Consider the following 26,687-nt stretch of genomic DNA (forward strand, 5'->3'; position numbering starts at 1 on the left):
GGAACTACCATGATGAGTGATAAAAAGATTAAAATTGCGGTCAACGGAGGAATCAAATTCGGTGCAAAGCTAACCGCCAAGCAACTGATTGTTCTAGCAAAATATCTGGAGGAAGGGGAGGAGCTTGAGCTCACAACATTCCAGCAATTATACATTGAAATTCCAGAAGAGAGAAAAACAGAAATAATTGCTGAATTTGAAGATGCAGGCTTAAGCTGTTACCCAGTTGGGAATTATGTGAAAAGTCTACGAACCTGTAATTTTTGTAAAGGCGCTGAAGAAGAGGGGATGCCGGTTGCCATTGAACTAAATAAGCGGATTGCAGGAAAACCTGTACCTTTTACGTTAAAACCTGCCTACACCGGTTGTCCAATTGGATGTGGTGAACCAATGATTAATGATATTGGAGTCATGAAAATTAAAGATTCCTATAGCCTTTATGTTGGAGGAAAATCAAAAGGTAAAGACGCGGAAGCTGGGATATTGCTAATGGAACAACTTACACCTGATGAACTGTATCAAGCGATTGATAAGATTATTAATCTTTATAATGAGCAAGGAAAGAAACGGGAAGCCTTCCATAAATTTGTAAAAAGATTTGGGGCAGACGAACTTTTGGCTAGTATTAACCAATAGAAAACCAATGGACATCTATCTATTTAGAAAAGCTGGCCAATCCCCTAGAAACAGATTTTTGTTTTTAATAATTGTCACCATTTTATATAGATTTCAATAGGCCATGGAGGAGTGAACTCTCTCTCCTTGGCCTTTTTATTGATAATAAGGAGAACATGGTGTCCTCGATTAAAAACTTAGAAAACCTCCTTAATATAATCTGAAAGTACCTCCATGTTGCTATATGTAGATGATTGTTTCCTTTTCAGCAAATAAATAGATCTGCTCGGAACAGGAACGTTTGCTTCAAATGGAACATTAATAACTTTCCCTTCAGATATTAGACGCTTTGCTACAGAATTGGGAAGAAAACCGACACCATGTCTGGAATGTAAAAATTTCAGAAGAAGAGAAACATGGTCAACCTGTAGTTGGTAATATAGTTGATTCGAAGTGATCTTACTAAACCAATCTGAAAAAGACCCACCCCAGTCTAAATGAATATATAGATTATGTAAGTCCTCTGGTAGGACAAGAGGTTTCTTAAATTCAAATTGAGGATTAGCTACCAAAATAAAAGTATCTTCAATAATTAGCTCCATCGTAACTTTCGTATGATTGACAGGATAGAAGACAATTGCCATATCAATTAAGCCGTCAATCATTTTTCTGATAATAATATTGGAATGTTCAGTGATCATCCCAAGTGAGGTTTCTGACTGTGATTTTTGGAATGCATCTACTGCTTCGAATAATACATAATCCCATAAAGCATGAGTTGTCCCTATAACGATATGATTTTTATAGCTGTTTTCTACTTGTACAAGCTTTGTTCCTTCATCAGTAAGTTCCAATATTCTCTCTGTATAAGGGAGAAAAATAATTCCTGCCTCCGTTAGTTTAATGTTTCGCTTATCTCTTTCAAACAATTCTTTTCCAATGTGCCTCTCTAACATTTGTATTCTAGTTGTAACAGTTGATTGAACAACGTTTAAAAGTTCTGCGGTTCGAGTAAAACTTTTCGTATTTGCAACAAGAACAAAAGCTCTTAGTTGATCAATATCCATTAAAATGCCTCCTTCACTTATTTAAAATCTTGATAATACATATTTAAAATATTCGTTTTACAAATTCATTCACTTTCTCTAAGATTAACATTAATTCTAATTATTCTAAATATTAAAATTAATTATAGGAGGGATAAGGTGTACGATTTGAATGGTCTTATAACAGCTCTCACTTGTATTAGGTGTGAACATCACTTTGAACTGGATGATTACTTTAAAGGTTGTCCCCGTTGTTTAGAGGATGGGTACCCTGCCAGTTTAAAGATTCTGTTTGACTACAAGACTTCATGGGATATCGATCAAAAAGCAAGGGGGATGTTTCGATATATCGACCGATTACCCTACCGCTCATTTCCCACCCTCGGTGAAGGGGGAACGCCAGTCATTCATTTGGAAGGACTGGCGGATGAATTAGGTATCGCTGAGTTGTGGATAAAAAATGAAGGACAAAATCCAACAGGATCCCACAAAGATAGAATGAGCCCTCTTATCGTTGCAAGGGCTTCTTCACTAAAACGAACAACAGTTGTGGCTGCTTCAAGTGGAAATGCAGGTGCGTCTTTGGCGGCCTATGCAGCAGCTGGTGGTCTGCAATGCAAAATTGTGACCACACCAAAAATTGCCCGAATCTGGGAGAAAGCTATTCGTATTTCAGGGGCAGAGATTATCAAAGTATCCAATTCAAAGGAAAGATGGGAGGTAATAAGAAATCAAGTAGAGAATGAGGGGGCCTATCCTGCTACAAACTACAGCTCCCCTCCAGTAGGAAGCAATCTGTTCGGTGTTCAAGGATATGTTACAGTAGCTTTTGAAATTGTTGAGCAAATGAAAGCTAAATTGCCAACTGCAATTATCATCCCTTGCACGAGAGGTGACCTGCTATGGGGGATATGGGAAGGGTTTATAGAAGCAAAGCGAATGGGGTGGATTAATTCAATTCCTCGTTTATATGCAGTAGAACCTTTTCCTCGTCTTTCACAAGTTCTTCAAGGAAGAGACTATCGAGAGGAATTTAAAGGGGATTCCAGTCAAACGCCTTCAATTGGAGGTAATACAGTTACCTACCAAGCATTGCAAGCTATTAATTCATCAGGTGGAGGAGCCGTTTCTATTCCTAATATTGATGTAGAACAAGCACAAAAGGACTTAGCAAAAAGAGGGTTATTTCTCGAAGGTTCCGCGGCGGTCACCTGGCCAGCAGCATTAAAATTGATTAAATCGGGAGAAATCAATAAAGATGACAAGGTTCTTCTTATGCTTACATCACATGGTTATAAAGGAGTATAAATAGCATTTTTTAAAAGGGGGAAAAAGAATGAAATTAGCCACCAGAACACTAATAGCTATTTTACTGGGTATTTTAACAGGATTGGGATTGAGCATATACACACCTGGAATTTACGAAATCCTAAATAACTACATTTTCGCTCCTGTTGGTGAATTGTTTATTAAGGCAATTAAGATGGTAGTGGTCCCATTAGTTTTTTCAGCAGTGGTTACAAGTATTGCATCTGCAGGGACTCCTAAGAAACTTGGTCAAATGGGGCTAACCACCATTTCATTATTTGTCATTACGACTGTTATTGCGTGTACAATTGGAATTTTAACGGCTATAGCAGTAGGACCTGGCAAAAACGTACAGCTACCCGATACTGCTTTAGAACAAGGGGAAAGTGGGGGGCATGGTACTTCCACATCTGGATCAGAAGAGGTACCAACAATAAGGGAAACGTTACTAGACATTATACCTAGTAATCCAATCGAAGCGATGGCTTCAGGAAACATGTTACAGGTTCTAACGTTTTCTTTGCTTTTTGGTATTGCCTTGTCCCTTGTTGGAGAAAAAGGTCAAACAATAAAACACTTTATTTCACAATTAAATGAAGTGATGATGAAACTGGTTCTTATTTTTATGAAAGTCATACCTTTTGCTGCCTTTTCACTTGTCGCTACTGCTATGGGGACTGCTGGTCTTGATTTGGTTGGTTCGATGGCAAAATACGTAGTGTCTATTGTCCTTGGTTTGGTAATCTACGTGGTACTCACCTATGGTTCTATGATTTCCTTCTTTTCTAATTTACGTCCGGTTACATTTTTGCGTCAAATGATTCCTGCTATGGGCACAGCATTCGCTACAAGCAGTAGTGCAGCTTCGTTACCAATTACTAAAAGTTGTTGTGAAGAAGGATTAAAAATATCCAAGAATGTCAGTGCTTTTGTCCTTCCTCTTGGGATGACAATGAACATGAATGGTGCGTCTTTGAGCCATGGTGTTGCAGCCGTATTCGTAGCTCAACTGAATGGCATAGAACTTGGACTCATGCAATACCTTACAATCATTTTAATATCTCTTTTAGCCTCGGTTGGAGCACCAGCAATCCCAGGTGGTGGAATTGTATCACTTTCTATGATATTTCTAGCAGTGGGTCTCCCTATTGATGGTGTTGGAATCGCTATTATATTAGGGCTCTGGAGATTGGTAGATATGCCTTTAACTTCAGTCAACGTCTTAGGAGATGCGGTATGTGCGAGTGTCATTGATAGGCGTATGAATAAGATACCCGAGGTAGTACAGTCTAATGAGACCTTAAAGGCATAGTTACAAATATAAAATAAAAAGGAGAAATAAATATGGGGAAAGAAGTTCACACTAACCGCGCTCCTATGGCAATTGGTCCATATTCTCAGGCCTATCAAGTTGGTTCTTTTTTGTTTACATCCGGACAAATACCATTAACACCAGCAGGAGAAATAATAAATGGGAATATAATAGAGCAGACCCACCAGGCATTCAATAATCTCCGAGCAGTCTTAGAGGGTGGGGGAGCATGTCTAAACGACGTGGTAAAAGTAACAGTATTTATTACAAACCTTAATAGTTTACGAAGATTAATGAGGTTTATGCTTCTTATTTTGGAGACCATCGTCCTGCACGTTCATGTGTTGAAGTTTCACGTTTTCCAAAAGATGTGGCAATAGAACTAGAGGCAATAGCCTTTTTGAGTAACAATAGATAATTAAGAAAAGCCTGATAAGAATAAAAGCTCTGTTGCGAAGGTATTCACAACAGAGCTTTTTAGATTTTAGGATGAATTACAAAACCATTTATATTACAACGATAACACCTGTCATTCCTTCTTCTTTATGACCCGGGATGGTGCAATAGAACTCATACGTCCCTTTCTGTAACGGAGTAAAAACTAATGTTGTCGTGTCTTTTGCAGGTGCATGTAAATGGAAATCTGGACTGTTTTCTCCATGTCCCGCATGCCCCACTTCAGTTTTCTCAACAGGAAACTCTTTAATTTCAATATCATGCTCAACAGAATCAAGGTTATCCAATGTAATGGAAGTCTGTTCTCCCTCTTTTACGATGATCTTTTGAGGGTTATAAAGAAAATTAGCTGCCTGAACACGGATCATAGCATTTTCCGGCTGTATATCACTCGGTTGTTGAGACTTATCCTCTGGGTTGGATATATTTGATTCTGACTGGACTTGTACCTTACTGAACTGACTGCCGAATATCAACATACCGGAGAGGATAAGAAAGGCAAACGCAGGTTTGGTGTACCATATTCTGTTAGCTATTTCTTTTGTTTTAGCCTGAATTCTTAGTGCAGGAAATAATAACAAGGAGCTAACTGAAAGGGTAAGAAAAATATTAATGAGGGTGTGCGCCTGTACTGTTGAAACCATTTCTCCTAGCATCGCACCCATCATGCCACCCATAAGACCAGCCATTAGACCTTCTAAAAAGGCATAAACCCCAAATCCAAGACCGCAAATAGCTCCTCCAATAACACCAGCTAGTATAGCTAAGAGGGTAGAAAGATACAAATTTCCTTGTAACATAGTTCCGAATAGCAATCCGGCCGTTAGACCCACATTCATTCCTATAGTCATGGATAAAACCATGCCAGCCATGTTTTTTAGTCTGTTCCGAAAATAAAAAGACAAAAATGTAGCCAAAAGGATAATACAAACAAGTGTACCTAATACAAAATAATAAAAAATGTTCATCACATTCAACCCTCCTGTATTGCTACAATGATATGACTAAGCCGTACAAGCCATACCAAATTCTTTATATTTAATGAAAAACAGATGAACATATCTTTAGTAGTTTCTAAATAATTGATAAAAGGACAAAAAAGAATTCATAAGAGCGAAACCATGGATTAATATGAATGGGAATATAATTGTATGAAAAATATAAAGAATATAATTACGAGGAAGACATCATACAAATGAATTTGACTGTCAGAGGGATTAATTTCTTGCTGAAGATACTTCTTTAAACAAAAAATATTAAACTCACCTATTTACATACTATACTGGGGTATAATATAATGAGCTCAAGGAGGTAATGATTATGGAAAATGAATTGTTGAAAGACGATCCAGAAATCACAGAAGATGACTGCTGTACGAGTGACAGAAAAAGCCATCATTCTGATAAAGTGAAGAAGAATTTGGTTAGCCGCTTAAATCGTATTGAGGGTCAAATTCGAGGTATTAAAGGGTTAATTGAACGAGATACTTACTGTGATGATGTCATTACTCAAATTGCGGCTACTCAGTCCGCTTTAAATAGTGTTGCAAGAATTCTTCTTGAAGGCCACCTAAGAAACTGCGTTGTGGAGAGGATTCAAGAAGGTGATATGGAAGTGTTAGACGAAGTACTAGTAACGGTTCAAAAATTAATGAAAAAATAAAAGGAGATGTTATCGATGGAAAAAATTACATTAAATGTTCAAGGTATGTCATGTGGTCACTGTGTAAAGGCTATTGAGGGAAGTGTAGGGGAACTTAAAGGAGTTTCTAAAGTTAAAGTGAACCTTGAGGATAGTAAAGTGGATGTAGAATATAATGCAAGTGAAGTTTCTCTTGATACTATCAAAGAAACAATTGATGACCAAGGTTACGACGTTCAATAATACAAAAAGATGAGGTGCTATGATAGCACACTCTCTTTTTCACAGAAATATACCCTACATAGGTATAAGGAGTTGTATATATGAGTGAAAATGTTCTTGTAAAAGAAAAAGTATCTGAGGACCAATTTCAAATCACGGGAATGACCTGTGCGGCCTGTGCGACCCGAATTGAAAAAAGTTTAAAAAAGATGGAAGGGGTTAAGGACGCTAACGTTAATCTAGCATTGGAAAAGGCGACCGTTAAATATGACTCAACTAAAATGGGCCCCGCTGAAATTCAGAAAAAAGTACAAGATCTAGGCTACGATGTAATAACTGAAAAGGCTGAACTTGTCTTGACAGGGATGACCTGTGCAGCTTGCGCCACCCGCATTGAAAAAGGTCTAAATAAACTTGATGGTGTTATCCATGCGAATGTTAACCTTGCACTTGAAAAGGCATCGATAGAATATAATCCTTCTGTTGTGACTACAAAGGACATGATTGAAAAAGTAGATAAATTAGGCTATGGTGCTACAGTAAAAACCAACGAGAACGAAAAGGAAACAGTGGATCAGCGCTTAAAAGAAATAGAAAATCAGCAGGGGAAATTTATCTTTTCACTGATACTTTCCCTGCCACTTCTGTGGGCCATGGTAGGACATTTCAGCTTTACAGCGTTTATTTATGTACCAGATGCGCTAATGAACCCTTGGGTCCAGATGGCTTTAGCAACTCCTGTCCAGTTTTATATCGGAAAGCAGTTTTACGTAGGGGCATATAAAGCGTTAAGAAACTTTAGTGCCAACATGGATGTCCTAGTAGCACTTGGTACTTCAGCAGCTTATTTTTATAGTGTGTATCTTGCATTTGAAACGCTTGGTACAGTTGTTCATTCAGTTGGATTATATTTCGAAACAAGTGCAATCCTAATTACATTAATTATTTTAGGGAAGTTATTTGAAGCAAAAGCAAAAGGTCGTTCTTCAGAAGCGATTAAGAAGTTGATGGGTTTACAAGCAAAAACAGCTAAAGTTTTACGTGAAGGGGAAGAAATTGAAATTCCCCTTGAAGAAGTAGTTGCAGGGGATATTGTGTTCGTTAAACCAGGTGAAAAGGTACCTGTTGATGGAGAGATTATTGAGGGTCGCTCTGCTTTAGATGAGTCAATGCTTACAGGTGAAAGTGTTCCTATCGATAAGACTGTTGGCGATAGTGTAATAGGTGCAACAATTAATAAGAATGGATTTATCAAAATTAAAGCCACAAAAGTTGGCAAAGATACAGCTCTTGCCCAAATTATCAAGGTGGTGGAAGAAGCTCAAGGCTCAAAAGCACCCATCCAACGTCTAGCTGATTCCATCTCGGGGATTTTCGTTCCCATTGTTGTCGGGATTGCAGTTGTGACATTTTTCGTGTGGTATATATGGGTGGCACCGGGGAATTTTGCAGAGGCATTAGAAAAATTGATTGCCGTTCTTGTTATAGCATGTCCTTGTGCCCTTGGTCTTGCAACTCCAACCTCCATAATGGCGGGTTCAGGCCGAGCTGCAGAGTTTGGAATTTTATTTAAAGGCGGGGAACATTTAGAGATGACCCACCGAATTGACACGGTTATTTTAGATAAAACAGGAACTATTACAAACGGTGCACCGGTTTTAACAGATGTAATCACTGATTTAAATGAAACGGAATTCTTAACACTAGTGGGAACTGCAGAGAAACAATCAGAACACCCACTTGCCGAGGCAATTGTAGAAGGGATAAAAGAAAAAAACATTAGTCTTGCAGAGGTTTTAGAATTTGAAGCTATTCCAGGATTCGGAATTAAAGCGATTGTTAACGGAAAAGAGATCCTTGTGGGGACTCGCCGTTTGATGAAAAAATATAATGTGGAAGTCGAACATGTTTTACCGACAATGGAACGTTTAGAAAAGCAAGGGAAAACAGCCATGCTAACAGCCATAGAAGGCAATTACGCCGGAATCGTTGCGGTGGCAGACACAATAAAAGAAACATCAACCCAAGCAATCCAGCGCCTAAAAGATATGGGTCTTGAAGTTATTATGATTACAGGTGACAATCAGGAAACAGCCAGAGCCATAGCAAAGCAGGCTGGGGTCGAAAATGTCATTGCAGAAGTATTGCCAGAAGGGAAGGCCGAGGAAGTAAAAAAACTTCAGCAACAAGGCAAGAAAGTAGCCATGGTAGGAGATGGCATTAACGATGCTCCTGCACTTGCCATAGCAGATATTGGGATGGCAATCGGAACAGGTACGGATGTGGCGATGGAAGCAGCGGATATAACTCTTATACGTGGAGATCTTAACAGCATTGCAGATGCTATCTTTATGAGTAAGAAAACCATTCGAAATATTAGACAGAATCTTTTCTGGGCATTTGCCTATAATACTCTAGGAATCCCAATAGCTGCTTTAGGTTTCTTGGCGCCCTGGCTTGCAGGAGCGGCAATGGCCTTCAGTTCTGTGTCAGTAGTTCTCAATGCATTACGTTTGCAACGAGTAAAATTATAGGGAGAAGTGTATATGAAAAAATGGGTAATTTCAGCACTAGTTTATCTTGTGGTTGTTGTTGGGGCATACTACGCATACTCTTCTATTGCAGGGGAGCCTACTGATGAGGCGGATCATTCCAATATGCAAATGGAAGATAAATAAAAGTATAGATTTAACTATATTGTTGTTATAACGGGTCCTTTTAAAGGACCTGTTTTTTTATGAGGAAATATTTTTTTATTAGATTATCAGGTATATATTTTACTAGATTGCCCATAATGATGGGCAGGGGGGAAGAAAAATGAAAAAATCATTACTATTAATTTTTATAGGATTAGTTCTATTGTTTAGCTTTTATGGAAAATATCGTGAGGTTCAAGCACAAGAGGAAAAAGTAATTAGTACAGTTAATACCATTAAAAAAGCTAAAGGCATTATTAGTGAGTGGACAATTTATTATAGTGAGGAAACGGAACTCATAAAAACACTAAAAGAATATAGAAAGATGGAAACAAGCCTTAAGCAGGATTATCCTAACTTCAAATGGATTGAAGATGATTCGAAGGAACACCATATAAAAATTACTGGCAGTGCTGTAGAAAACGTAAAGGAAAAGGAACTAATAACATTAACCGCATATAAATCTGGAGAAGGATACAAAGTTCTACAGACATATAGCTATACAAGTAAAAAGTGGTCGGAGAATACCTATTTTGACATTCTTCAAAAGTTGAACAACAAAAAGGATGTATTTTTTACTGTAAAGGCAAAATTAAGTGATTCAGGAATGACCGACTTAAACGAGAAAGCGAATTTATTATTGGACGAACTTTCATCGGTTCAAGTCGAAAGCTTAAAAGAAGAAGATTTTGTATCGATTTCAGCTTTTAATGACAATTGGGAATATTTCCTTCCTACTGCCAATCATAAAAAAATGAATCTACAGTTGGCACTAAGAAAAAATGTAGACGAATCTAAGATAAATCTAACTATTGGTAGTCCTATTATTACCGTGGAGTATTAAGATGAAAATTTAGTTAAACAAGAGTATGTTATTGGAACTCGAATGATCTTAATAGATTTAAAAGTTAAATTATTCGCGGCATAGTAGGAATTCGAATTTGTTCTCAACTAAAATATTGGGTAAGACTTTAAGGAACAGTCCCATTATTTTAAAGAAGATACTTCAAATTATCATACTTTCTTAAATGGAGACATGGATAAGGTTCTTATAAAACTCAAGGTTGTCCCCGAGAGCCAAGAGTATTAGAGTAACCGAAAACTCCCTAGACTTAAAATATGGCTTTGATAGATTGTCTTTTCAAAAGGAAAACGAGCTGTCACTGCTTAGGTTTTAATCGATTACTTCTTCCCAATTCAATCTTTATCTTCCTGTCGAGTATAAATTTAAATCAAAAAACCATAACCTCATTAGGCACTTTTACATACACTAAAACAATGCAATTGATCAATGGTAAGGAGAGGTTACATTTGATAATCGCCGAGTATGGTAGGGAATTGTCTAAAATAGGGAAAAGAATTTCTGATTTGAATAACCAAAATAAAAGGGAAGATAATATAATTCAAAAAATACTTAATCTTATTAATATATATGAAGAGGCGTTTAATCAATTAAAAAAGGTGGAAGCACCACTAGTTTTTAACCCTGAACATATAAAATTACTAGATTCATTTGAAGAACTAATTACTGCCTATGCAATACAGTTGAAATCAATCGACGTTAACAAAGAAATAAGTAAAATTGAGTTATATCTTAAGGTTAAAAGTATAGAGGAAGAAGTAATTAGAAAAATAGGAACAATCTTAATATCACTACTCTCAAAATGTAGTAGTTTAGCTTTGAGCGAGAGCTTGAAAGAGTTTTGGGAGTGAGGTTGATGGCTAAAAGTAAAGTAAAACAGAAATTAAAGATGACAATGATTTATTAAAGATCCAAAAAAAAACAAATTGCAGTTACTCAGTGGATTCAAACAGTTGTGGTTATTGCCGAAGCTATTTTACTGAATATATTATATTCTTTAAACGGAGATTCTGAGGGGGAGAAAAAAATACTAAATGGAATTTGGGCCAAACAATAGGATAGTTGCTTGAAGCAACTGGAGTTACAAACCAAATAAACAATACAAACGAGTATTCTATTTTTAGTTCTCAAAAATAGTAGTAACAGGAGATATCGTCCAGTCAATTGGATCGGTACTACAGGCATTAGGTGGAGAAGAATTGCTGTTACAAGATGGTATAGGGAATTTATTCGAATCAATAATTCCCTAAGAAAATTTTATAAATGAAATGATTAGTTGGATGATTTTTACCGGGCCTATTTTTTAATTAAAAAGGGCTCTTTTTATTGTATTCTGCAAGGTTTGTGCATGTATGTCTTAATGGCATTAATGAAGAACCTGGGGAAATAATAAATTCATGAATAAAAATTTGTAGTGTTTTGAATTAAACATCAAGTGACGATTAATGGGTGAGAAATAACAACCTCTTCATTACTGTCATTGGGAATAGATGTAGTTTCCAAGATTTTAATTTTTCCTGAAGAAATGTTGACAACGGGAATAAATATGCAGTTTTTATGCAGCTTAAAACACTAAACCAAGGGAAAACTTAAAGTCGTAATGGACAAAAGGAGGTGTATTAAATATGAACCATGAACAATGTATTAAAGCATGCTTGGAATGTATGGAAGCGTGTAATGTTTGCTTCGATGCTTGTTTGAAAGAAAATCATATGATGGCAGATTGTATCCGCATGGATCGCCTATGTGCTGATATGTGTGAGTTTGCTGCAAAAGCAATGCAAACGAATAGTCCCTTTATCCAGCAAATCTGTCAGTTATGTGCTGATATTTGTGAGGCATGTGGAAACGAATGTAAGAAACATAACCATGATCACTGCCAGAAATGCGCTGAAGTCTGCTTCAGATGTGCAGATGAATGCCGTAGAATGGCATCTTAATCACTTGAAATATTTTCTTTAAAAAGAAAAGACGGCCTCTTGAATGCTGAAGTATTCCTTTGGGAGCAGGTACTCAGCTGTAAGGGGTCGTTTTTTTTACATACATTCTTACTCTCTAATTGTTCGAAATCGATTAGATATTTACTGGATAATACATCTGGCTCTAAAGGAATAGAAGTTTGGTTTCCAAAGTTTCCACCGTTACTATCATTTCTGCATGGTTTCTCTATATTTACCAAGTATGATAGTTATATCCCCACTGTTTACGGAAGGAAGAAATGGTGCTAGCTTCCTACCGCATATTTCACCCTGTTGTTTAGCTTTGGGTTGTTTAATAAATAACTGGTGTCTTAAGGGACGATTTTACGAAATAACCGGTGAATTCAAAATAAATATTTACATACTCATAATTTGCTTTTCACTTAATTTCATAATCTACTAAGTAACACGAGTGGAGATTTTTTGTAAATGATATGTTTTATGTTATGAGCTTATCTATTCTGTTTTTTATATTGACTTTTTTATGGTGAAATTCTGGACCGAGGCTTAATCAACGATATATCAAAGGTGTTTATATTTTGAATGATCACTAAGATTAATCATTCTTGATTTAGATTGTTTTAACGAATTTATTTGTTTTTAAAAATTTTCTAATAGGAGAGGGGTTTCTTATGAAAAAAACGTTTAAAATTGTTTTACTTGGTTTGCTACTATGGGCTTTTGTATTTACTGTAAACAAAGAGATTACAAAGTTTCAGTCTATCTCAAAAAGCACTGGAAATACTGAACAACTACCTCAAAAGAATTTTCAGAGACCTAGTTTTTCCTTAACGGGTTTGGATGGAAAGCAATATTCAACGGATGAAGTCTCTAAACCGCTGGTAATAAATTTTTGGGCTTCCTGGTGCGGACCTTGTAAAGTGGAAGCTCCAGAACTAGTGAAACTCTATCAAAAATATAATGATAAAGTCGAAATATTTGCAGTGAATCTTACAGAAGGGGATTCAAAAGAAGCTGCTAAAAAATTTGCTGATTCTTATGGTTTTCAATTTCCGGTATTGTTGGACATGGATAACAAGATTTCAGATATGTATAGGGTGACAGCAATTCCCACTACATACTTTGTCAACAGAGATGGAATCATCGTTGATCAGATATTGGGTTTTGGGGGTGTTGAATTATTTGAAGATAAATTTGAAAAATTAGCGAAAGAATAGGTGGACGTTATATGAATGAAATTATTCAATTAGGCCCATTTATGGTGAAATATCAACTGATTGCAGTTCTGCTTAGTGCTGTAATAGGCTATTTCCTATTAAGGTACAAAATGAACAAATTGAATATTGAACCCGAAGTGTTCTCTGATGTACTTGCTGGTACTCTATTTATAGGAATTGTTGTCTGGAAATTTGGCGGTGTCTTTTTTAATCCTAGTGTTTTGTGGACAAATCCATTATCGATTCTGTTTATTAGCGGTAGTGAAAAGACAATTATCTTTGCCATTTTTAGTTCGTGTCTGTATTTGGGCTATAAATTAAAGAAGGGCAATATGCCTTTTTATTATTTCTTTGATGTTCTTCCTTTCGGAATACTTCCTTTTGTGTTTATATATAGCCTTCTAGTTCCAGGTATTGGATTTGAAACCACCCTGCCTTGGGGAAAAAGCTTAGCAAATTCAGAAGTTAACTATCACCCAATTGGTTATTACCGTGCAGTGTTATTCGCTTTTTTAACTTTTTATATTTTGAGGCTCAAAGCTAACGTCGGTACGGGAATCAATTTTTCTCAATCATCCATTGGTATCGGTGCAATTGGCTTGCTTACATCCTTTTTTATTCACCAAGACATTGTCCTAATTGGCCTGTCTTTTAATCAATTGTTACATTTAATATTGCTTTTATTCGGAATTGCAGTATTTAAGTCCAATAAAACAGTGGAGAAGGACGAAACTCAGTTTATAAACTAAAAAGCACAGAATCTAGAGTCTCATATTAACATGGATATGGGAGACCGTAATAATATACTACAATGGGTTGTCAAAATTAATAAAACTATATAATAGCCTACAGGTAATAATCGGTAGCTTTATTCTAAAAAAGAGTCCACTGCATTTACTTACCATAAGAGTTTAATCCCAGATACTTTCAAATCCAATAATAGAAAAGGGGAGTTAGATTTTCATTGAAAACTTTGAAAAGAAATTTGGTTGTAGGGTTGTTTTCTATCATAGCAGTATACTTATTTTTCTTATCTCGCTCTGGATGGGACCCAATGCATGCTTGGAATCGAGCTTTTGCTGATGTTTCATTGTTATTACTATTATTGACTCTCGTGATTGGTCCTTTGGGTAAGATAAATCGATTCTTTATTTCTTATAGTCCATGGCGCCGTGAAATGGGTATCTGGAGTGCGTTGACGGCAATTATTCATGTATATATACTATTCGATGGCTGGTTCCAATGGGAGCCTATCAGAACCATAGCAGGTTTTGATCAAGCTACAGGTCAATTGTTTTTTGATTCTGGGTTTACTCTTGCTAACCTTCTTGGTTTAATTGGATTGGTGTATGTGTTCCTCCTAGCACTTATTTCGAATAACAAATCAGTGAAACTTCTGGGTAAGCCAGCATGGGATTATGTTCAGCAAAAGAGCAGCATATTATATATACTAGTAGTGGCGCATACTGCCTATTTTCTCTTTTTCTTTCGAATCGGTAATGCCAACTGGTTTCAAAAACCGTTTCTAGTATTCGTTATTATCCTATTCTTATTACAATGGGGTGTTTTTTTTCTTACTGTATTAAGAAATCGAGCCAAGGCTAGAAAAGCTCTTGTGAATCAAGATTAAACTTCTAAATACGTTGTTAAGTTAGCAATCTATGTTCCTTAACGAGTAGATCCATACAGAGGTAATATGTCATTATCATATGTCTACACTTTAGGAGATTACTTAATCCGAATTAAGGAGAATAGAAAGATTATCAAGGGGTACCGTCAGGAAAATGCGGATTTACAACGTTAAGCCCATTTTCCTGACGGATTCCCCCAATTTTAACAACGTTAAGACAGTTTTAGTGGTCTTAAAGAATCTAACGAAACCAATTTTTCAGAACTAAAACGGTACTCTCCTAGTAAATTGATATGCTCCCAGCCTAAAGGAGACATATGATGTAACAAGTCTTCATTAAAATCACCTAAATCTTTTTGGTATTCAACTGCTTTTGTCAGATGTAGAGTATTCCATACACTAATGGCGTTGATAATTATGTTTAAAGCACTGGCTCTTTGCAGTTGATGTTGTATGGTTCGTTCCCTAAGCTCTCCTTGTTTTCCAAAGAAAATAGCTCTTGCCAGTCCATTCATGGCTTCTCCTTTATTCAATCCTTTTTGTATTTTTCTTCTTAATGATTCATCCGGAATATAATTCAAAATAAAAATCGTTTTTTCTATTCGGCCCATCTCACGTAAGGCTGTAGCCAAGCTGTTTTGCCTTGAATAAGAACCTAGTTTCCCCATAATAAGGGATGCTGACACTGTTCCTTCCCTTATAGAATGAGCTAATCGCAAAACATCCTCATAATTTTCTTTAATGACCTTTGTATGTATTTGTCCACGTAAAATGGCTTCTAGTTTTGGATACTCACTTGCTTTATCTATTGTAAATAATTTCGAGTCCGATAAATCTCTTATTCTTGGAGCAAATTTAAATCCTAATAAATGAGTCAGTCCGAATATTTGGTCTGTGTAACCAGCCGTGTCTGTATAATGCTCTTCTATATTTAGATCTGTCTCATGGTGCAACAAACCATCCAAAACATGAATCGCATCCCTTGAATTAGTATGAATAATCTTTGTGTAGTAAGAAGAAAATTGATCACTAGTAAAACGGTAGATGGTGGCTCCTTTTCCAGTTCCGTAATGTGGATTTGCATCTGCATGTAGTGATGAAACACCTAGCTGCATTCTCATACCGTCTGACGAGGATGTTGAACCGTCTCCCCAATAGGAAGACAATTGTAATTTGTGATGAAAATTTACTAATACGGCTTGGGCTTTATTCATTGCATCTTCATACATGCGCCATTGAGACACATTGGCTAGTTGTTTATATGTAAGTCCGGGTGTAGCTTCAGCCATTTTACTTAATCCAATATTCATCCCCATTCCTAAAAGGGCAGCCATGATAATGATCATTTCTCCTTTATCAGGCTTTCGATTATTGGAAGCATGGGTGAATTGCTCATGAAATCCTGTTATATAAGCAACATCCATGAGTAAATCGGTTAATTTTAATCTTGGTAGCATCTGATACAGACTTGCACTGAATTTCTTTGCTTCTTCTGGAACATCTTTTTCTAAGCGTGCAAGAGATAGCTTTCCTTTTTCAAGAGAAACTCCATCCAACTTGTTGAAATTGGCAGCTATCCACTTTAATTTTTCATTAAGACTGTTGGTTCTCTCCACCATATAATCTTCGAATGATAAACTAACTGATAATCTTGTATTCTCCTTAGTTTGATTCCATGTATCTTCTGAAAACAAATATTCCTCAAAATCTCTATATTGTTTGCTTCCAACAATGGAAACATCTCCTGCCCGAACATGCTCCCGGAGTTCTGTTAAAACGGCCATTTCATAGTAATGACGATTAATTGTTGTACCATCCTCCTCATTTAAATGCTTTTTCCAACGTTTTGAAATAAAATCCACTGGTGAGTCATCAGGTACTTTTCGTTTTCCAGATTCGTTCATTCCTCGGATAATCTCTACAGCTTTTAAAAGTGGTTCATTTGCCTTTGTAGAATGAAATTCCAATACCCTTAATAGCGTTGGCGTATATTTTCTGAGGGAATAAAATCGCTTTTGCAGTAAGTCTAAATAATCATAGTCGGCAGGACGTGCAAGCTCCTGAGCTTCTTCCACCGAAGAAACAAAAGAATTCCATTCAATAACAGATTCTAAAACCTCAAAAACATCTAATTTTTCCTTTTTTGCTTCAATTAAAGCCTGTCCGATGTTCGTAAAGTGTATAACCTTTTCATTCAGCTTTTTACCGTTTTGTTTCTGAATTTCTTCTTGGGCCTTACGACCTTTGGATAATAGACTAAATATTTGTCTGTCATGAATTTCAAAAGCTTTATCCGTTAAATCCTGAGTAAGATGTAATAAATAGACGGTTAATACCGAATATCGTTTATTTTCTTGAAAATCACGGAATGCATAAGGCTCATATCTATTACCTAAGCGAGACAGCTGCAACAGACGATTGCGATGCAAATGATTAATTTGCACCGTTTCTAATTCCAATCCTCGTATATATTCGAGTCGTTCTATGACTTTTAGAAAAGTTTCGGGTGAAGGATGACCCGGTGGTTCCTTTAACCAACCCAATATCGTTTTATTGGACTCTGATAGATGCTGCGAGGTAATGATCTCTTCAAGTTTTTCTTTTTGCTCATTTGTTAGGGATTGACTAACCGTGTTAAATAGCTTCTTTTCAGCCATTGCCCTTGCTTCCCACACCATTCTTTCAAGTGTAGTGATAGCAGGCAGTATGATTTTGTTTTTTCTTAGAAAATCTATGCATTCATGCAGTAGATGAATGGCATCACCATTTTCCAAAGCTAATTGATGAAGGTGCTTAAATGTCATTCGATATTCTCTCAGGGTAAAAGTTACAAAGTCGTATTCAGTTCGAATTTCTTTCAAATGATCCCAAAGTGTATTTTCTCTTTGAGGATAATGACTGAGCGAGGATGGACTAGCACCTATCTGTTTCGATATATATTGTATGACTGAATCTGAGATACTTTTGATATGAGTGTATGGCCAACCGGGATACCGAAGAACAGCTAATTGAACGGCAAACCCTAAACGGTTTTCTTCCCTCCTTCGCTTATTAACTATTTCTAAATCCCGTTTTGAAAAAGTGGAGTAGGTCCCCAATATCCATTCATCTTCAGGGATTTGCATAAAAGCCTGTCTCTGTTCCGGTGTAAGCAATTCTCTACCTCTCGCTATTTTCATTCAGTATCATCCCATTTCTGTATTTTTCAATTTATTAGTTTAATTATATATCAATAGAGTGTACTCTATTGATACAAGTATAGTAGACTGATAAAATCATAGTTAAGAGCGTCTCATAAGACTTGTCTCAAAAATGAGGTGGTATTTTGCGAAAAATCGGTTATATACGTGTTAGTTCGACGAGCCAAAATCCTTCAAGACAATTTCAGCAGCTAAACGAAATTGGAATGGATATTATTTACGAAGAAAAAGTTTTTGGGGCAACAAAGGATCGCGAGCAACTTCAAAAAATGTTAGAGGATTTACAGGAAGATGACATCATTTATGTTACAGACTTAACTCGAATCACTCGTAGCACACAAAACCTATTTGAATTAATCGATAACATACGAGAAAAAAAAGCTAGCTTAAAATCATTAAAAGATATATGGCTGGATTTATCAGAAGATAATCCATACAGCCAATTCTTAATTACGGTAATGGCTGGTGTTAACCAATTAGAGCGAGATCTTATTCGTATGCGACAACGTGAAGGGATTGAGTTGGCTAAGAAAGAAGGAAAGTTTAAAGGTCGGTTAAAGAAGTATCATAAAAATCATGCAGGAATGAATTATGCAGTTAAGCTATATAAAGAAGGAAATTTGACTGTAAATCAAATTTGCGAAATTACAAATGTGTCTAGAGCTTCATTATATAGAAAGCTATCAGAAGAGAACAAATAGTCCTTCCTTACCCATATTCCAGAAAAGGGCCATTTAATGGAGGAAGAAACTGTTTGGAAGGGTTTGAAATAGCGATATGAATGACTTTAAAATGTAAATCCCTATACACTCTAAGTATGTGAATCGAAAGCTGATAAGAATTTACCACTTTTCTGTATTTTTCTCTGAGATTTGTGGGAATGGTTTCTGCCAGTCCTTTTTTATAAATAGTAATAATTGCTTTTTTTATATCGTTATGAATCCCTCAATTTTGGTTGGTATCCTTTTCTGTAATCTACCCAACTATAATTTCTCATAATAAAAAATGGTACTATATCTTCATTTAAGAGCTATTTTTGCTTCACCACATAGATACGAATAATAATTAATTCGATTTTTTTCTTAGGGCCCTTTTCTTTCTCATTATTTGGTTACTAAAATTTCTTTTTGCTTACCACATATGTAGTTCCAAGATCAAGTTGTGTGGAAATGATGGAGATTATTTTTTTTGGTAAATAAGATGATAATATGCTAATAAGAGGTGATTATTTTATGACAAAAATTCTAGTGGTGGATGATGAAAAAGTCATTCTTGAAGTGTTAGAGGCTTATTTTGAAAAGGAAAGCTGGGAAATTTCTTTTGCTACCAATGGAATCGAAGCTTTAAAAAAAGTGAAGGATGAGAGTCCTGACCTTATTGTATTAGATTTGATGTTACCTGATATTTCAGGTGAAGAGGTGTGTAGGTTAGTGAGAAAAGAAAGTGATATTCCCATTATTATGCTCACCGCAAAGTCAGCTGAGGATGATTTAATTAATGGAATAGTCATTGGAGCCGATGACTATGTGACAAAACCATTTAGTTCAAGAGAAGTGGTTGTAAGGGTAAAAGCCTTATTAAGAAGAATACAAAAGACAGATAATGTAAATCAAATCAGTTTTAATAACCATAAACTTATGATTGATCATGTGAAAAAGGAAGTAAAGCTTAATGATGACATACTTGCGCTAACCCCAAATGAATATAAGCTATTAATGACGATGGCAAGTTATCCGGGAAGAGTCTATAGTAGAGCTGATTTATTAGAAAAAATTCAAGAAGATGGTGTCTATTTTGAAGGATACGAAAGAAGTATTGATACACATATAAAAAATTTGCGAAAAAAAATAGAAACCGATTCTCGTCACCCTGAATTTATCATGACTGTGTTCGGAATGGGCTATAAGTTTGGGGGAGAAAAAGATGAAACTAACACTTAGGTCAAGGATTTTAATTTATCTTTTAGTTGTTTCTCTGAGTGGCATTTTCATTACAAGTTTTACTATTTTTTTTGGGGTTGAAAATCAATTTACCGATTATCTCAAAAATAATAGAGATGAAAGTATCGAATCAATAAAAAAGGATGCACTACAACAATTTAATGAGACAGGAGAACTAATTAATCAAAATTTGAGTTATATGATGCATGGACAGGCAATGACGGAAAATTTATTCTATAGACTTTATGATGCTAATGGGAACTTACTAATTGATACAACATCGGTACGTTCCATGATGGGAATGATGGAAGGTAATCATTCCTCACTAGATCCTAATGATTATCAATCAACTTCCTATCCATTAAAAACCAATAATAAATTAGTCGGCAAATTGACGGTATTTTATCCTGTAGAATTAATTGGTGAGGATTCTAAATTTCTGAAGTCTATTAAAAGAAACATTTACCTTGCCGTATTAGTTACAGTTATTTTATCGTTCTTATTTAGTTTATTATTTTCTAAAAGACTAACAACAGGGTTTAAAAAACTAATCAATGCGGTTGTTGAGTTGCGTAATCATCAATGGCGAACTCAAGTCCCTATTGATGAATTGACAGTAGAAATGAAACCTTTAGGAGAGTCCTTTAATCAGCTTGCTGAATCCTTAGCAAAAGAGGAATCACTACGAAAACAATTTACAGCCAATTTTGCTCATGAACTTAGAACGCCACTTGCAACATTAAGAAGTCATATTGAAGCTTTTCAAGACGGTATCTGGGAACCAAATTCAAAAAGATTAGATCAATGCCACGAGGAACTAATGCGGCTAGTTCGCCTAGTTAATGAGTTAGAAAAATTAATGGCGGCTGAAAATCCTCAGATTAGATTAGATAAAACAAAGTTAGAAACCGGAAAACTATTATCTTTCATAAACGATCAATTCAGTCCAGTGTTTATGAAAAAAGGAGTTGAATTAAAGATTCAATATCCCGACAAGCAGCATTGGTTCTTAGGAGATCGTGATAAAATCATTCAAATATTAACGAATATCGTTAATAATGCTCTTCAATATACACCGAAAGGAAAACAAGTATCGATTTATATAGAGGAAAAAAATGATCACATTAGTTTTATTATTAAAGATGAAGGAGTTGGTATTAGTGAGGATGATCTCCCGTTCCTATTTGAAAGATTCTACCGGGGTGATAAATCACGTGATCGGAAAACAGGAGGCATTGGGATTGGGTTATCTATCGTAAAAGCACTTGTAGAAGCCCATCATGGTGAAATAAAGATCGATAGTCAATTAAATGTAGGAACAACTGTAGAGGTAAATATTCCAAAGCAGTAAGGGATTAAGTCACTTGACTTAATCCTTTTTTTGCCTATTTTATTGTTTGTTTTTGAGAAGGAAAAATAGTTATCTCTCATCCACATAAGTTCTCCATAACTTACTCATAAGTTCTTTACAAGTGTTGTTTATGATAAGAGCAAGTAAAGAAAACAACATAAACCTTTACAAGATAAAATTAGGAGGCGGTAGATGTGTTCATTCTATTATGAGTCTTAAAAAATCAAACTAACTACTTTAATAATTTTCTTAGTTGATACTAATTCAGGTAGAAAGGCTACTATGATCAGCACGATTAATTGAGTGTATTGATAGTAATAATTAAAAAAGTGAAAGGAGTTTTAAATATGTTAAAAAAAGTTGAACAAGGATTATTGGAGCAAAATCAATTTATATTAAATTCTACACCATATATGACAGGCAACTGTCAATCGTGGGAATTAGGAGAAGGAGTTTTTAGTTATGAAGATGAGGATAAAATGTGGATTCATTTTGATAAATATGGAAATTTCCGTTGCTATGAAGTTTCTCTGAGTGCCTAATCTTAAAATAGGAAAAACCATTAGTTGTAGAAATCGTAAAATTGGCAGTACTAGATGTGAACACCTATTAATTAGGAGAGAACTTTCTCCATAACTTCCACATAAGTTGCTCATAAATTCTACATTCGTGAGATGTAAGATAAAAATATGAAAGGAGAGATAAAACAATGATGGGATTTGGTCATGGTTTTGGAATGTTTGGAATGGGAGGTGGATCGATTATGATGATTTTAGTTGTTTTGCTAATAGGTTACCTTTTCTATTTGGGGATGAACAATCAAAAAATAGGTATTCAAACTAGGAGCCAGCAAGTAACAAGTTCAAATGCATTAGAAATTGCTAAGTCCAGACTTGCTCAAGGCGAAATTTCTTTCGAAGAATTTGAGCAAATCAAGAAGAATATTTTATAAGAATTACTATAAAAAAACTATTAAAAGGAGATTGAATTGATATGAATATTATTAATGGAATTCTAGCAGCATCATTAGCTTTTACTGGAGGAACAGGTTTAGCTTTATTTTCAGATAAAGATACTCCAAATCAAAATACAGTGATTCAAGAACAAAGTGGTAATTATGATCAAATGGTTGAAATGATGGAATCAAGCGATGTTGGAAGTATGCAAAAATACATGGAAGAAGGGAATATGAACTTTGACGATATGCAAAAGTACATGGAAGAAGGGAATATGAACTTTGGTCAAATGAAACCATATATGAGTGAAATGCATCCTAATTTAGATAATCAACAACTCGAAGAAATGTACAAGGGGATGCACGGAACGGGTGGTTCTTCTCAAAGCAGCAACTTTAGAGGAATGGGAAATTTATAATTATCACTTCAAGCAGGTCGATAATGACCTGCTTCCCCAAAAATATGAATATTGGAGGAATCTAAGATATGTTTTTATTACTAATTTTGGCTGTGGGTTTTTATCTGTATAAAACGGGTGAACTACAGAAATTATTTAATCAAATTCAACCGAAAGAAACGAACAGCTCAAACGAACTAAAAGAGGTTATCGATTATAGATATGCATCCGGTCAAATCTCAACGGAAGAATACAATAAACTAAAAGAATTGTTATAAAACACACTAACTATTTATACACAGGAAAGGAGAAATGAACATGATGAATGGAGGACATATGGGATCCTTTGGAGGTAGTAATGGAGGATTTTACGGTTATAATGGAATGCCATCAGGATTTAACTCGTTTGACATGATGTTTAATGGGTCTTTTATGCCTATTTTAATGTTTATTCTGATCGGGGTGGTTCTGTTCTTACTGCTTAGAAATCGGAAACAACAAACTAGAGTTTCATCCATTAAAATGAATCATACTACAGTCATTGAGGCCGAAGAGGTTGCAAAGTTACGCTATGCCCGTGGTGAGATTTCACATGATGAATTTCAATCCATACTACAAACGATTAAAAAGTAAGAGGTGAAATGAGTGTTAAACGTAATCTTATCCATTATAATCTTTTATTATCTAGTGAAGACAGGTGATCTATTCAAATTAATAAAAATAGCCAAAAACCTTATTCTTGACTTCCTAATTGTCTTTAAAAAAGAAAAACATAATAACAAAGATTACAATAATCCTTTAGAAGTTTTAAAGCTCCGTTACGTTCGGGGAGAAATTGACAAAGGAGAATTTGAACAAATTGTAAAGAATTTATAATTACAAAGTACAATAGAGTTAGGATTGATAGAGATTCATAGATCTGGTTGAATTCTCCAAGAATTTATCTTGATAAACCCAACTTGATATTATTAAATGTGGCGACCAAATTAAAGGTCGCCACATTTAATTTAAGAAGCCATTTTCCTACAAATTTCCGCACATTTACGACAGGATTCTGCGCATTTTCTACAATGCTCTGCATGTCCATGTTGTTCACAAATTTTTCCACAAGCATCACATATTTCAGCACAAAATTGGCAGATTTGTTTTGCTAAAGGACTGTCCGATTGCATTGCTTGTGCTGCTAATGCACAAATATCAGCACATTCTCTGTTATAACGAATACATTCCGCCATCATTTTTACATCATCTTCTTTTAAACAGGCATCATAACAACCATTACATGCCTCCATACATTCAAGACATGCCTTGATGCATTCTTCATAGGTCATTTGCATATCATAATCCTCCTTGCATTTAATACCGTATTATCATCTCCTTAAATAGTAAAAATATGAAAAATTTTTTAATCATAAATTTATAATGCTGTCATATGGTTGTTGAGTATTCTTGCTTCAAATTCTTTTTGCTACATCCAAAAAAAATTTAATCAATGTTCAATGAAATATATTAGGTCTTATTCTACTTTGAATTGGCCCATCATTCCAGCATCTTCATGTTCAAGAATATGACAATGGTACATAAATACACCTGAATGATTAAAGGTAGCAATGGCTCTAACTTTTTCGCCCGGATAAACGAGAATGGTGTCTTTCCATCCCATTTGGTTTTCAGGCGGTGGATTCCCATCACGATCTAGAATTTGGAATTGTACGCCATGAGCGTGAAATGGATGAGCCATTCCACCCATCATCCCCATCCCACTATCATTGGAAATTTCCCAGATTTCTGTGTTATTCAGATTTACCTCTTCATCAATCCGGCCCATATCCATTTGTTTACCATTGATATTTACACTTGGTCCCATCCCTTGAAAAACAAATTGTCTTGTTTTTACTGCACGATCAGGGTTTACTTTTTCAATGGTAGTTAACTTTTCTGGAATGGTGTATTCTTTTGGATTTTCACTTTTTATAACAAACTTCATAAACGCTGATCCTTGATTCAATAATTGAACCGTTTCTCCTTTTTTCAAATCTGAAAAATCAACAAGGATTTCTGCTCTTTCTGCAGGGCCAAGAACGATATTGTTCATTACTGACGGCTTTTCAAGGAACCCGCCATCACTAGCAATTTGATAGAAGGTTTGGTTATTGCTGAGGTTTAATTCATAAACGCTTGCATTGGAACCATTCAATAAACGAAGTCTCACCATACCCCTCGGTACTTCCAAAAATGGATGAACTGCTCCATTTACAATCATTGTGTTACCCTGTAGCCCGTTCATAACATCGTGCATTCCCAACTCGTATTTAAAACTTCCGTCCTTATTAAATCTTTTATCTTGAATGATCAGTGGGACATCATTCACTCCATAGTCTTTCGGAATATCTAAACGATCAGAAACTTCATCCTCAATAAAAAATAATCCTGCTAATCCGTTATAGACCTGCCTCCCAGTTTGTTGCTCAGGGTGGGGATGAAACCACAAAGTAGCTGCTGGCTGTTCTATCATGAATTCCGGAGACCATGATTCTCCCGGTTGAATCCCTGAGTGTGGTCCGCCATCCTTGTCGCCATCAACTTCAAGACCATGCCAGTGGATAGTTGTTATGTCACCATCTAAATTATTTTTTACTTTTACAGATACCTCTTCACCATTACGAACCCGAATAACAGGGCCTAAATAATCGCCATTATACCCCATCGTCTTTGTTTCTTTTCCGGCAATAAACTCTTTTGTAGAGTTTTGGGCAGTTATTTGAAATTCCGCTTTATTTGGATCAGGATTTTTATCTTTTAATAATGGCGGTATAGGGAGAGGGGATTCTTCTGTTTCAATAGATTGATCATCAGATGGCTGATTCATTGATAGATCCGGTAATTGACCGGGCATATCTCGACCTTGTACGAAAAAGAGAAAGAGTCCTCCCAAGACTATTATAATACCTGCAATGAAGATGCCGTAGTTTGCTTTCATTAATTTTTCCTCCTTCATTTAGTAGTTTGAACTTAACTAGTATAATGCCGTACATAATAATTACTTTTTTAATAAAAATACTAAAGAACATCTATTTATAAACTGTTTCGATTCTAGCTTTCCATAACAGATTTTAATTATCAGTATTATACGTAAAATTTGTTGTGTGTATCAGAAGTCACGATATAAAGGAGGAAAAATTAATGATGGGTTTCCCCGGAAACGGCATGATGGGCAGTTACTTTTGGGGTTTTGGACTTTTGGGATGGTTAATTAATCTTCTTGCCATAGGTGCTGTTGTCTATATTGCTGTTAAATTAGCATTAAAAAATAAAAAGGATTAAATAAATTATCCAAAACAAAATCTTTTCGAAAATAAAAACCAAAACAGGTGGAGGATTTTTATGGAATTCCATTATACAGTCATTACGAATAAAACGATTGATGAAGCTATATCATCAATTGAACAAAATTTAAAAGAAAATAAATTTGGCATCCTATGGCAGCTTGATTTAACTGCTACCCTACAGAAAAAAGGAGTACATAGTTATACTTCACCTTATCGAATACTTGAAGTTTGTAATCCTGTAGAAGCTGCAAGAGTTCTTGGCCATAATCCATTAGTTGGATATTTCTTGCCTTGTAAGATAACTGTCTATGAAAGTGAAGGGAAGACTAAAATTGGACTTCCAAAACCAACGGCTATGATTGGTTTGTTAAATGATCCCGAATTGAAATCCATTGCAGAGAGTATTGAAGAAATACTCATCGATGTGTTAGAAAAAAGCGAATAAAAGGAGCATTCCTGTTAGAAGGATTTTCGGGGACTTGAACAAAAAAGAGCCCTCTTGGTATGATACGGGGTGTCAAATCGTGTGCCGAAATGACCCCTAACTTAGTTAACCAAGGAGGACTCCA

General features: G+C 35.6%; 29 protein-coding genes and 1 pseudogene. 25 read left to right on the forward strand and 5 right to left on the reverse strand.

Translation table 11 applies throughout. The annotated features are described in order from the left end of the window. The first annotated feature begins 12 nt into the window (after positions 1 to 12). Positions 13 to 636 carry a nitrite reductase gene (locus ACVBAX_RS21635; protein ID WP_160548482.1) on the forward strand — a complete coding sequence of 208 codons (624 nt, stop codon included), beginning with the start codon at positions 13 to 15 and terminating at the stop codon, positions 634 to 636. Positions 637 to 812: 176 nt separating this feature from the next. On the opposite strand, the gene ACVBAX_RS21640 is transcribed toward ACVBAX_RS21635, so the two are convergent. Beyond that, positions 813 to 1,682 (reverse strand): LysR family transcriptional regulator, encoded by an 870-nt coding sequence (locus ACVBAX_RS21640; protein ID WP_160548475.1) that lies wholly within the window; start codon positions 1,680 to 1,682, stop codon positions 813 to 815. A gap of 138 nt (positions 1,683 to 1,820) precedes the next feature. On the opposite strand from ACVBAX_RS21640, the gene ACVBAX_RS21645 reads away from it, so the two are divergent. The 3 genes and pseudogenes from ACVBAX_RS21645 to ACVBAX_RS21655 all read left to right on the forward strand — a co-directional run bounded on the left by ACVBAX_RS21645 (position 1,821) and on the right by ACVBAX_RS21655 (position 4,699). Continuing rightward, on the forward strand, positions 1,821 to 2,969 hold the full coding sequence (locus ACVBAX_RS21645; RefSeq protein WP_447118799.1) for a threonine synthase: 1,149 nt from the start codon (positions 1,821 to 1,823) through the stop codon (positions 2,967 to 2,969). Between the two features lie 28 nt (positions 2,970 to 2,997). Next, positions 2,998 to 4,281, forward strand: a complete 1,284-nt coding sequence (locus ACVBAX_RS21650) for a dicarboxylate/amino acid:cation symporter (RefSeq protein WP_447118800.1) — start codon at positions 2,998 to 3,000, stop codon at positions 4,279 to 4,281. Positions 4,282 to 4,313: 32 nt separating this feature from the next. After that, positions 4,314 to 4,699, forward strand: a pseudogene (locus ACVBAX_RS21655) (RidA family protein). 88 nt (positions 4,700 to 4,787) lie between these two features. Here ACVBAX_RS21655 and ACVBAX_RS21660 read toward each other — a convergent pair. Beyond that, positions 4,788 to 5,705 (reverse strand): plastocyanin/azurin family copper-binding protein, encoded by a 918-nt coding sequence (locus ACVBAX_RS21660; RefSeq protein ID WP_377058893.1) that lies wholly within the window; start codon positions 5,703 to 5,705, stop codon positions 4,788 to 4,790. A 346-nt stretch (positions 5,706 to 6,051) separates the two neighbouring features. Here ACVBAX_RS21660 and ACVBAX_RS21665 point away from each other — a divergent pair, with 346 nt between their 5' ends. The 10 genes from ACVBAX_RS21665 to ACVBAX_RS21710 all read left to right on the forward strand — a co-directional run bounded on the left by ACVBAX_RS21665 (position 6,052) and on the right by ACVBAX_RS21710 (position 14,945). Next, the gene (locus ACVBAX_RS21665) at positions 6,052 to 6,399 is read left to right on the forward strand and encodes a metal-sensing transcriptional repressor (RefSeq protein WP_160548478.1); all 348 of its coding nucleotides are present in this window, start codon (positions 6,052 to 6,054) and stop codon (positions 6,397 to 6,399) included. Positions 6,400 to 6,414: 15 nt separating this feature from the next. Then, on the forward strand, positions 6,415 to 6,621 hold the full coding sequence (gene copZ / locus ACVBAX_RS21670) for a copper chaperone CopZ (RefSeq protein ID WP_160548479.1): 207 nt from the start codon (positions 6,415 to 6,417) through the stop codon (positions 6,619 to 6,621). Positions 6,622 to 6,701: 80 nt separating this feature from the next. Continuing rightward, complete coding sequence (locus ACVBAX_RS21675; RefSeq protein ID WP_447118801.1) at positions 6,702 to 9,134, forward strand: heavy metal translocating P-type ATPase; 2,433 nt, start codon at positions 6,702 to 6,704, stop codon at positions 9,132 to 9,134. A gap of 12 nt (positions 9,135 to 9,146) precedes the next feature. Then, on the forward strand, positions 9,147 to 9,278 hold the full coding sequence (locus ACVBAX_RS21680) for a hypothetical protein (protein WP_340906795.1): 132 nt from the start codon (positions 9,147 to 9,149) through the stop codon (positions 9,276 to 9,278). 139 nt (positions 9,279 to 9,417) lie between these two features. Next, a complete protein-coding gene (locus ACVBAX_RS21685; protein ID WP_160549846.1) occupies positions 9,418 to 10,140 on the forward strand; it encodes a YwmB family TATA-box binding protein in 723 nt (240 codons plus the stop codon). 467 nt (positions 10,141 to 10,607) lie between these two features. Further along, the gene (locus tag ACVBAX_RS21690; protein WP_447118802.1) at positions 10,608 to 11,009 is read left to right on the forward strand and encodes a hypothetical protein; all 402 of its coding nucleotides are present in this window, start codon (positions 10,608 to 10,610) and stop codon (positions 11,007 to 11,009) included. A gap of 774 nt (positions 11,010 to 11,783) precedes the next feature. Continuing rightward, complete coding sequence (locus tag ACVBAX_RS21695) at positions 11,784 to 12,098, forward strand: four-helix bundle copper-binding protein (RefSeq protein ID WP_340906793.1); 315 nt, start codon at positions 11,784 to 11,786, stop codon at positions 12,096 to 12,098. A gap of 671 nt (positions 12,099 to 12,769) precedes the next feature. Beyond that, the gene (locus ACVBAX_RS21700) at positions 12,770 to 13,315 is read left to right on the forward strand and encodes a TlpA family protein disulfide reductase (RefSeq protein WP_447118803.1); all 546 of its coding nucleotides are present in this window, start codon (positions 12,770 to 12,772) and stop codon (positions 13,313 to 13,315) included. Positions 13,316 to 13,326: 11 nt separating this feature from the next. Next, entirely contained in the window at positions 13,327 to 14,064 is a 738-nt protein-coding gene (locus ACVBAX_RS21705; protein ID WP_160549842.1) for a hypothetical protein, read from the forward strand. 215 nt (positions 14,065 to 14,279) lie between these two features. Then, complete coding sequence (locus ACVBAX_RS21710; protein WP_447118804.1) at positions 14,280 to 14,945, forward strand: ferric reductase-like transmembrane domain-containing protein; 666 nt, start codon at positions 14,280 to 14,282, stop codon at positions 14,943 to 14,945. Between the two features lie 212 nt (positions 14,946 to 15,157). On the opposite strand, the gene ACVBAX_RS21715 is transcribed toward ACVBAX_RS21710, so the two are convergent. Then, entirely contained in the window at positions 15,158 to 18,124 is a 2,967-nt protein-coding gene (locus ACVBAX_RS21715; protein WP_447118805.1) for a Tn3 family transposase, read from the reverse strand. Between the two features lie 146 nt (positions 18,125 to 18,270). Between ACVBAX_RS21715 and ACVBAX_RS21720 the strand changes: the two genes are divergently transcribed. From ACVBAX_RS21720 to ACVBAX_RS21760, 9 genes are all read left to right on the forward strand, one after another. Then, on the forward strand, positions 18,271 to 18,846 hold the full coding sequence (locus ACVBAX_RS21720; RefSeq protein ID WP_447118806.1) for a recombinase family protein: 576 nt from the start codon (positions 18,271 to 18,273) through the stop codon (positions 18,844 to 18,846). A 531-nt stretch (positions 18,847 to 19,377) separates the two neighbouring features. Further along, entirely contained in the window at positions 19,378 to 20,085 is a 708-nt protein-coding gene (locus tag ACVBAX_RS21725; RefSeq protein ID WP_447118807.1) for a response regulator transcription factor, read from the forward strand. Then, the gene (locus ACVBAX_RS21730; protein ID WP_447118808.1) at positions 20,069 to 21,436 is read left to right on the forward strand and encodes a sensor histidine kinase; all 1,368 of its coding nucleotides are present in this window, start codon (positions 20,069 to 20,071) and stop codon (positions 21,434 to 21,436) included. Before ACVBAX_RS21725 ends, ACVBAX_RS21730 begins: the two co-directional genes overlap by 17 nt. Before the next feature lie 347 nt (positions 21,437 to 21,783). Then, positions 21,784 to 21,978: a hypothetical protein gene (locus ACVBAX_RS21735; protein ID WP_447118809.1), complete on the forward strand. Its 195-nt coding sequence runs from the start codon at positions 21,784 to 21,786 to the stop codon at positions 21,976 to 21,978. Between the two features lie 167 nt (positions 21,979 to 22,145). Then, positions 22,146 to 22,388, forward strand: coding sequence for an SHOCT domain-containing protein (locus ACVBAX_RS21740; protein WP_447118810.1), 243 nt, complete (start codon positions 22,146 to 22,148; stop codon positions 22,386 to 22,388). A 41-nt stretch (positions 22,389 to 22,429) separates the two neighbouring features. Then, the gene (locus ACVBAX_RS21745; protein ID WP_447118811.1) at positions 22,430 to 22,810 is read left to right on the forward strand and encodes a hypothetical protein; all 381 of its coding nucleotides are present in this window, start codon (positions 22,430 to 22,432) and stop codon (positions 22,808 to 22,810) included. Between the two features lie 68 nt (positions 22,811 to 22,878). Further along, a complete protein-coding gene (locus ACVBAX_RS21750) occupies positions 22,879 to 23,067 on the forward strand; it encodes a hypothetical protein (protein WP_447118812.1) in 189 nt (62 codons plus the stop codon). Positions 23,068 to 23,107: 40 nt separating this feature from the next. After that, positions 23,108 to 23,422 (forward strand): SHOCT domain-containing protein, encoded by a 315-nt coding sequence (locus ACVBAX_RS21755; RefSeq protein ID WP_447118813.1) that lies wholly within the window; start codon positions 23,108 to 23,110, stop codon positions 23,420 to 23,422. 12 nt (positions 23,423 to 23,434) lie between these two features. Next, entirely contained in the window at positions 23,435 to 23,665 is a 231-nt protein-coding gene (locus ACVBAX_RS21760) for a hypothetical protein (RefSeq protein ID WP_447118814.1), read from the forward strand. A 131-nt stretch (positions 23,666 to 23,796) separates the two neighbouring features. Here ACVBAX_RS21760 and ACVBAX_RS21765 read toward each other — a convergent pair whose 3' ends face one another. Further along, entirely contained in the window at positions 23,797 to 24,126 is a 330-nt protein-coding gene (locus ACVBAX_RS21765) for a four-helix bundle copper-binding protein (protein ID WP_447118815.1), read from the reverse strand. A 179-nt stretch (positions 24,127 to 24,305) separates the two neighbouring features. Beyond that, entirely contained in the window at positions 24,306 to 25,769 is a 1,464-nt protein-coding gene (locus tag ACVBAX_RS21770; RefSeq protein WP_447118816.1) for a multicopper oxidase family protein, read from the reverse strand. 203 nt (positions 25,770 to 25,972) lie between these two features. Here ACVBAX_RS21770 and ACVBAX_RS21775 point away from each other — a divergent pair, with 203 nt between their 5' ends. Together ACVBAX_RS21775 and ACVBAX_RS21780 are read left to right on the forward strand one after the other, a co-directional pair. Next, a complete protein-coding gene (locus ACVBAX_RS21775; RefSeq protein ID WP_447118817.1) occupies positions 25,973 to 26,113 on the forward strand; it encodes a hypothetical protein in 141 nt (46 codons plus the stop codon). Positions 26,114 to 26,173: 60 nt separating this feature from the next. After that, entirely contained in the window at positions 26,174 to 26,563 is a 390-nt protein-coding gene (locus ACVBAX_RS21780; RefSeq protein ID WP_447118818.1) for a DUF302 domain-containing protein, read from the forward strand. Positions 26,564 to 26,687 lie beyond the last annotated feature (124 nt).

This window comes from Robertmurraya sp. GLU-23 (assembly GCF_052983275.1).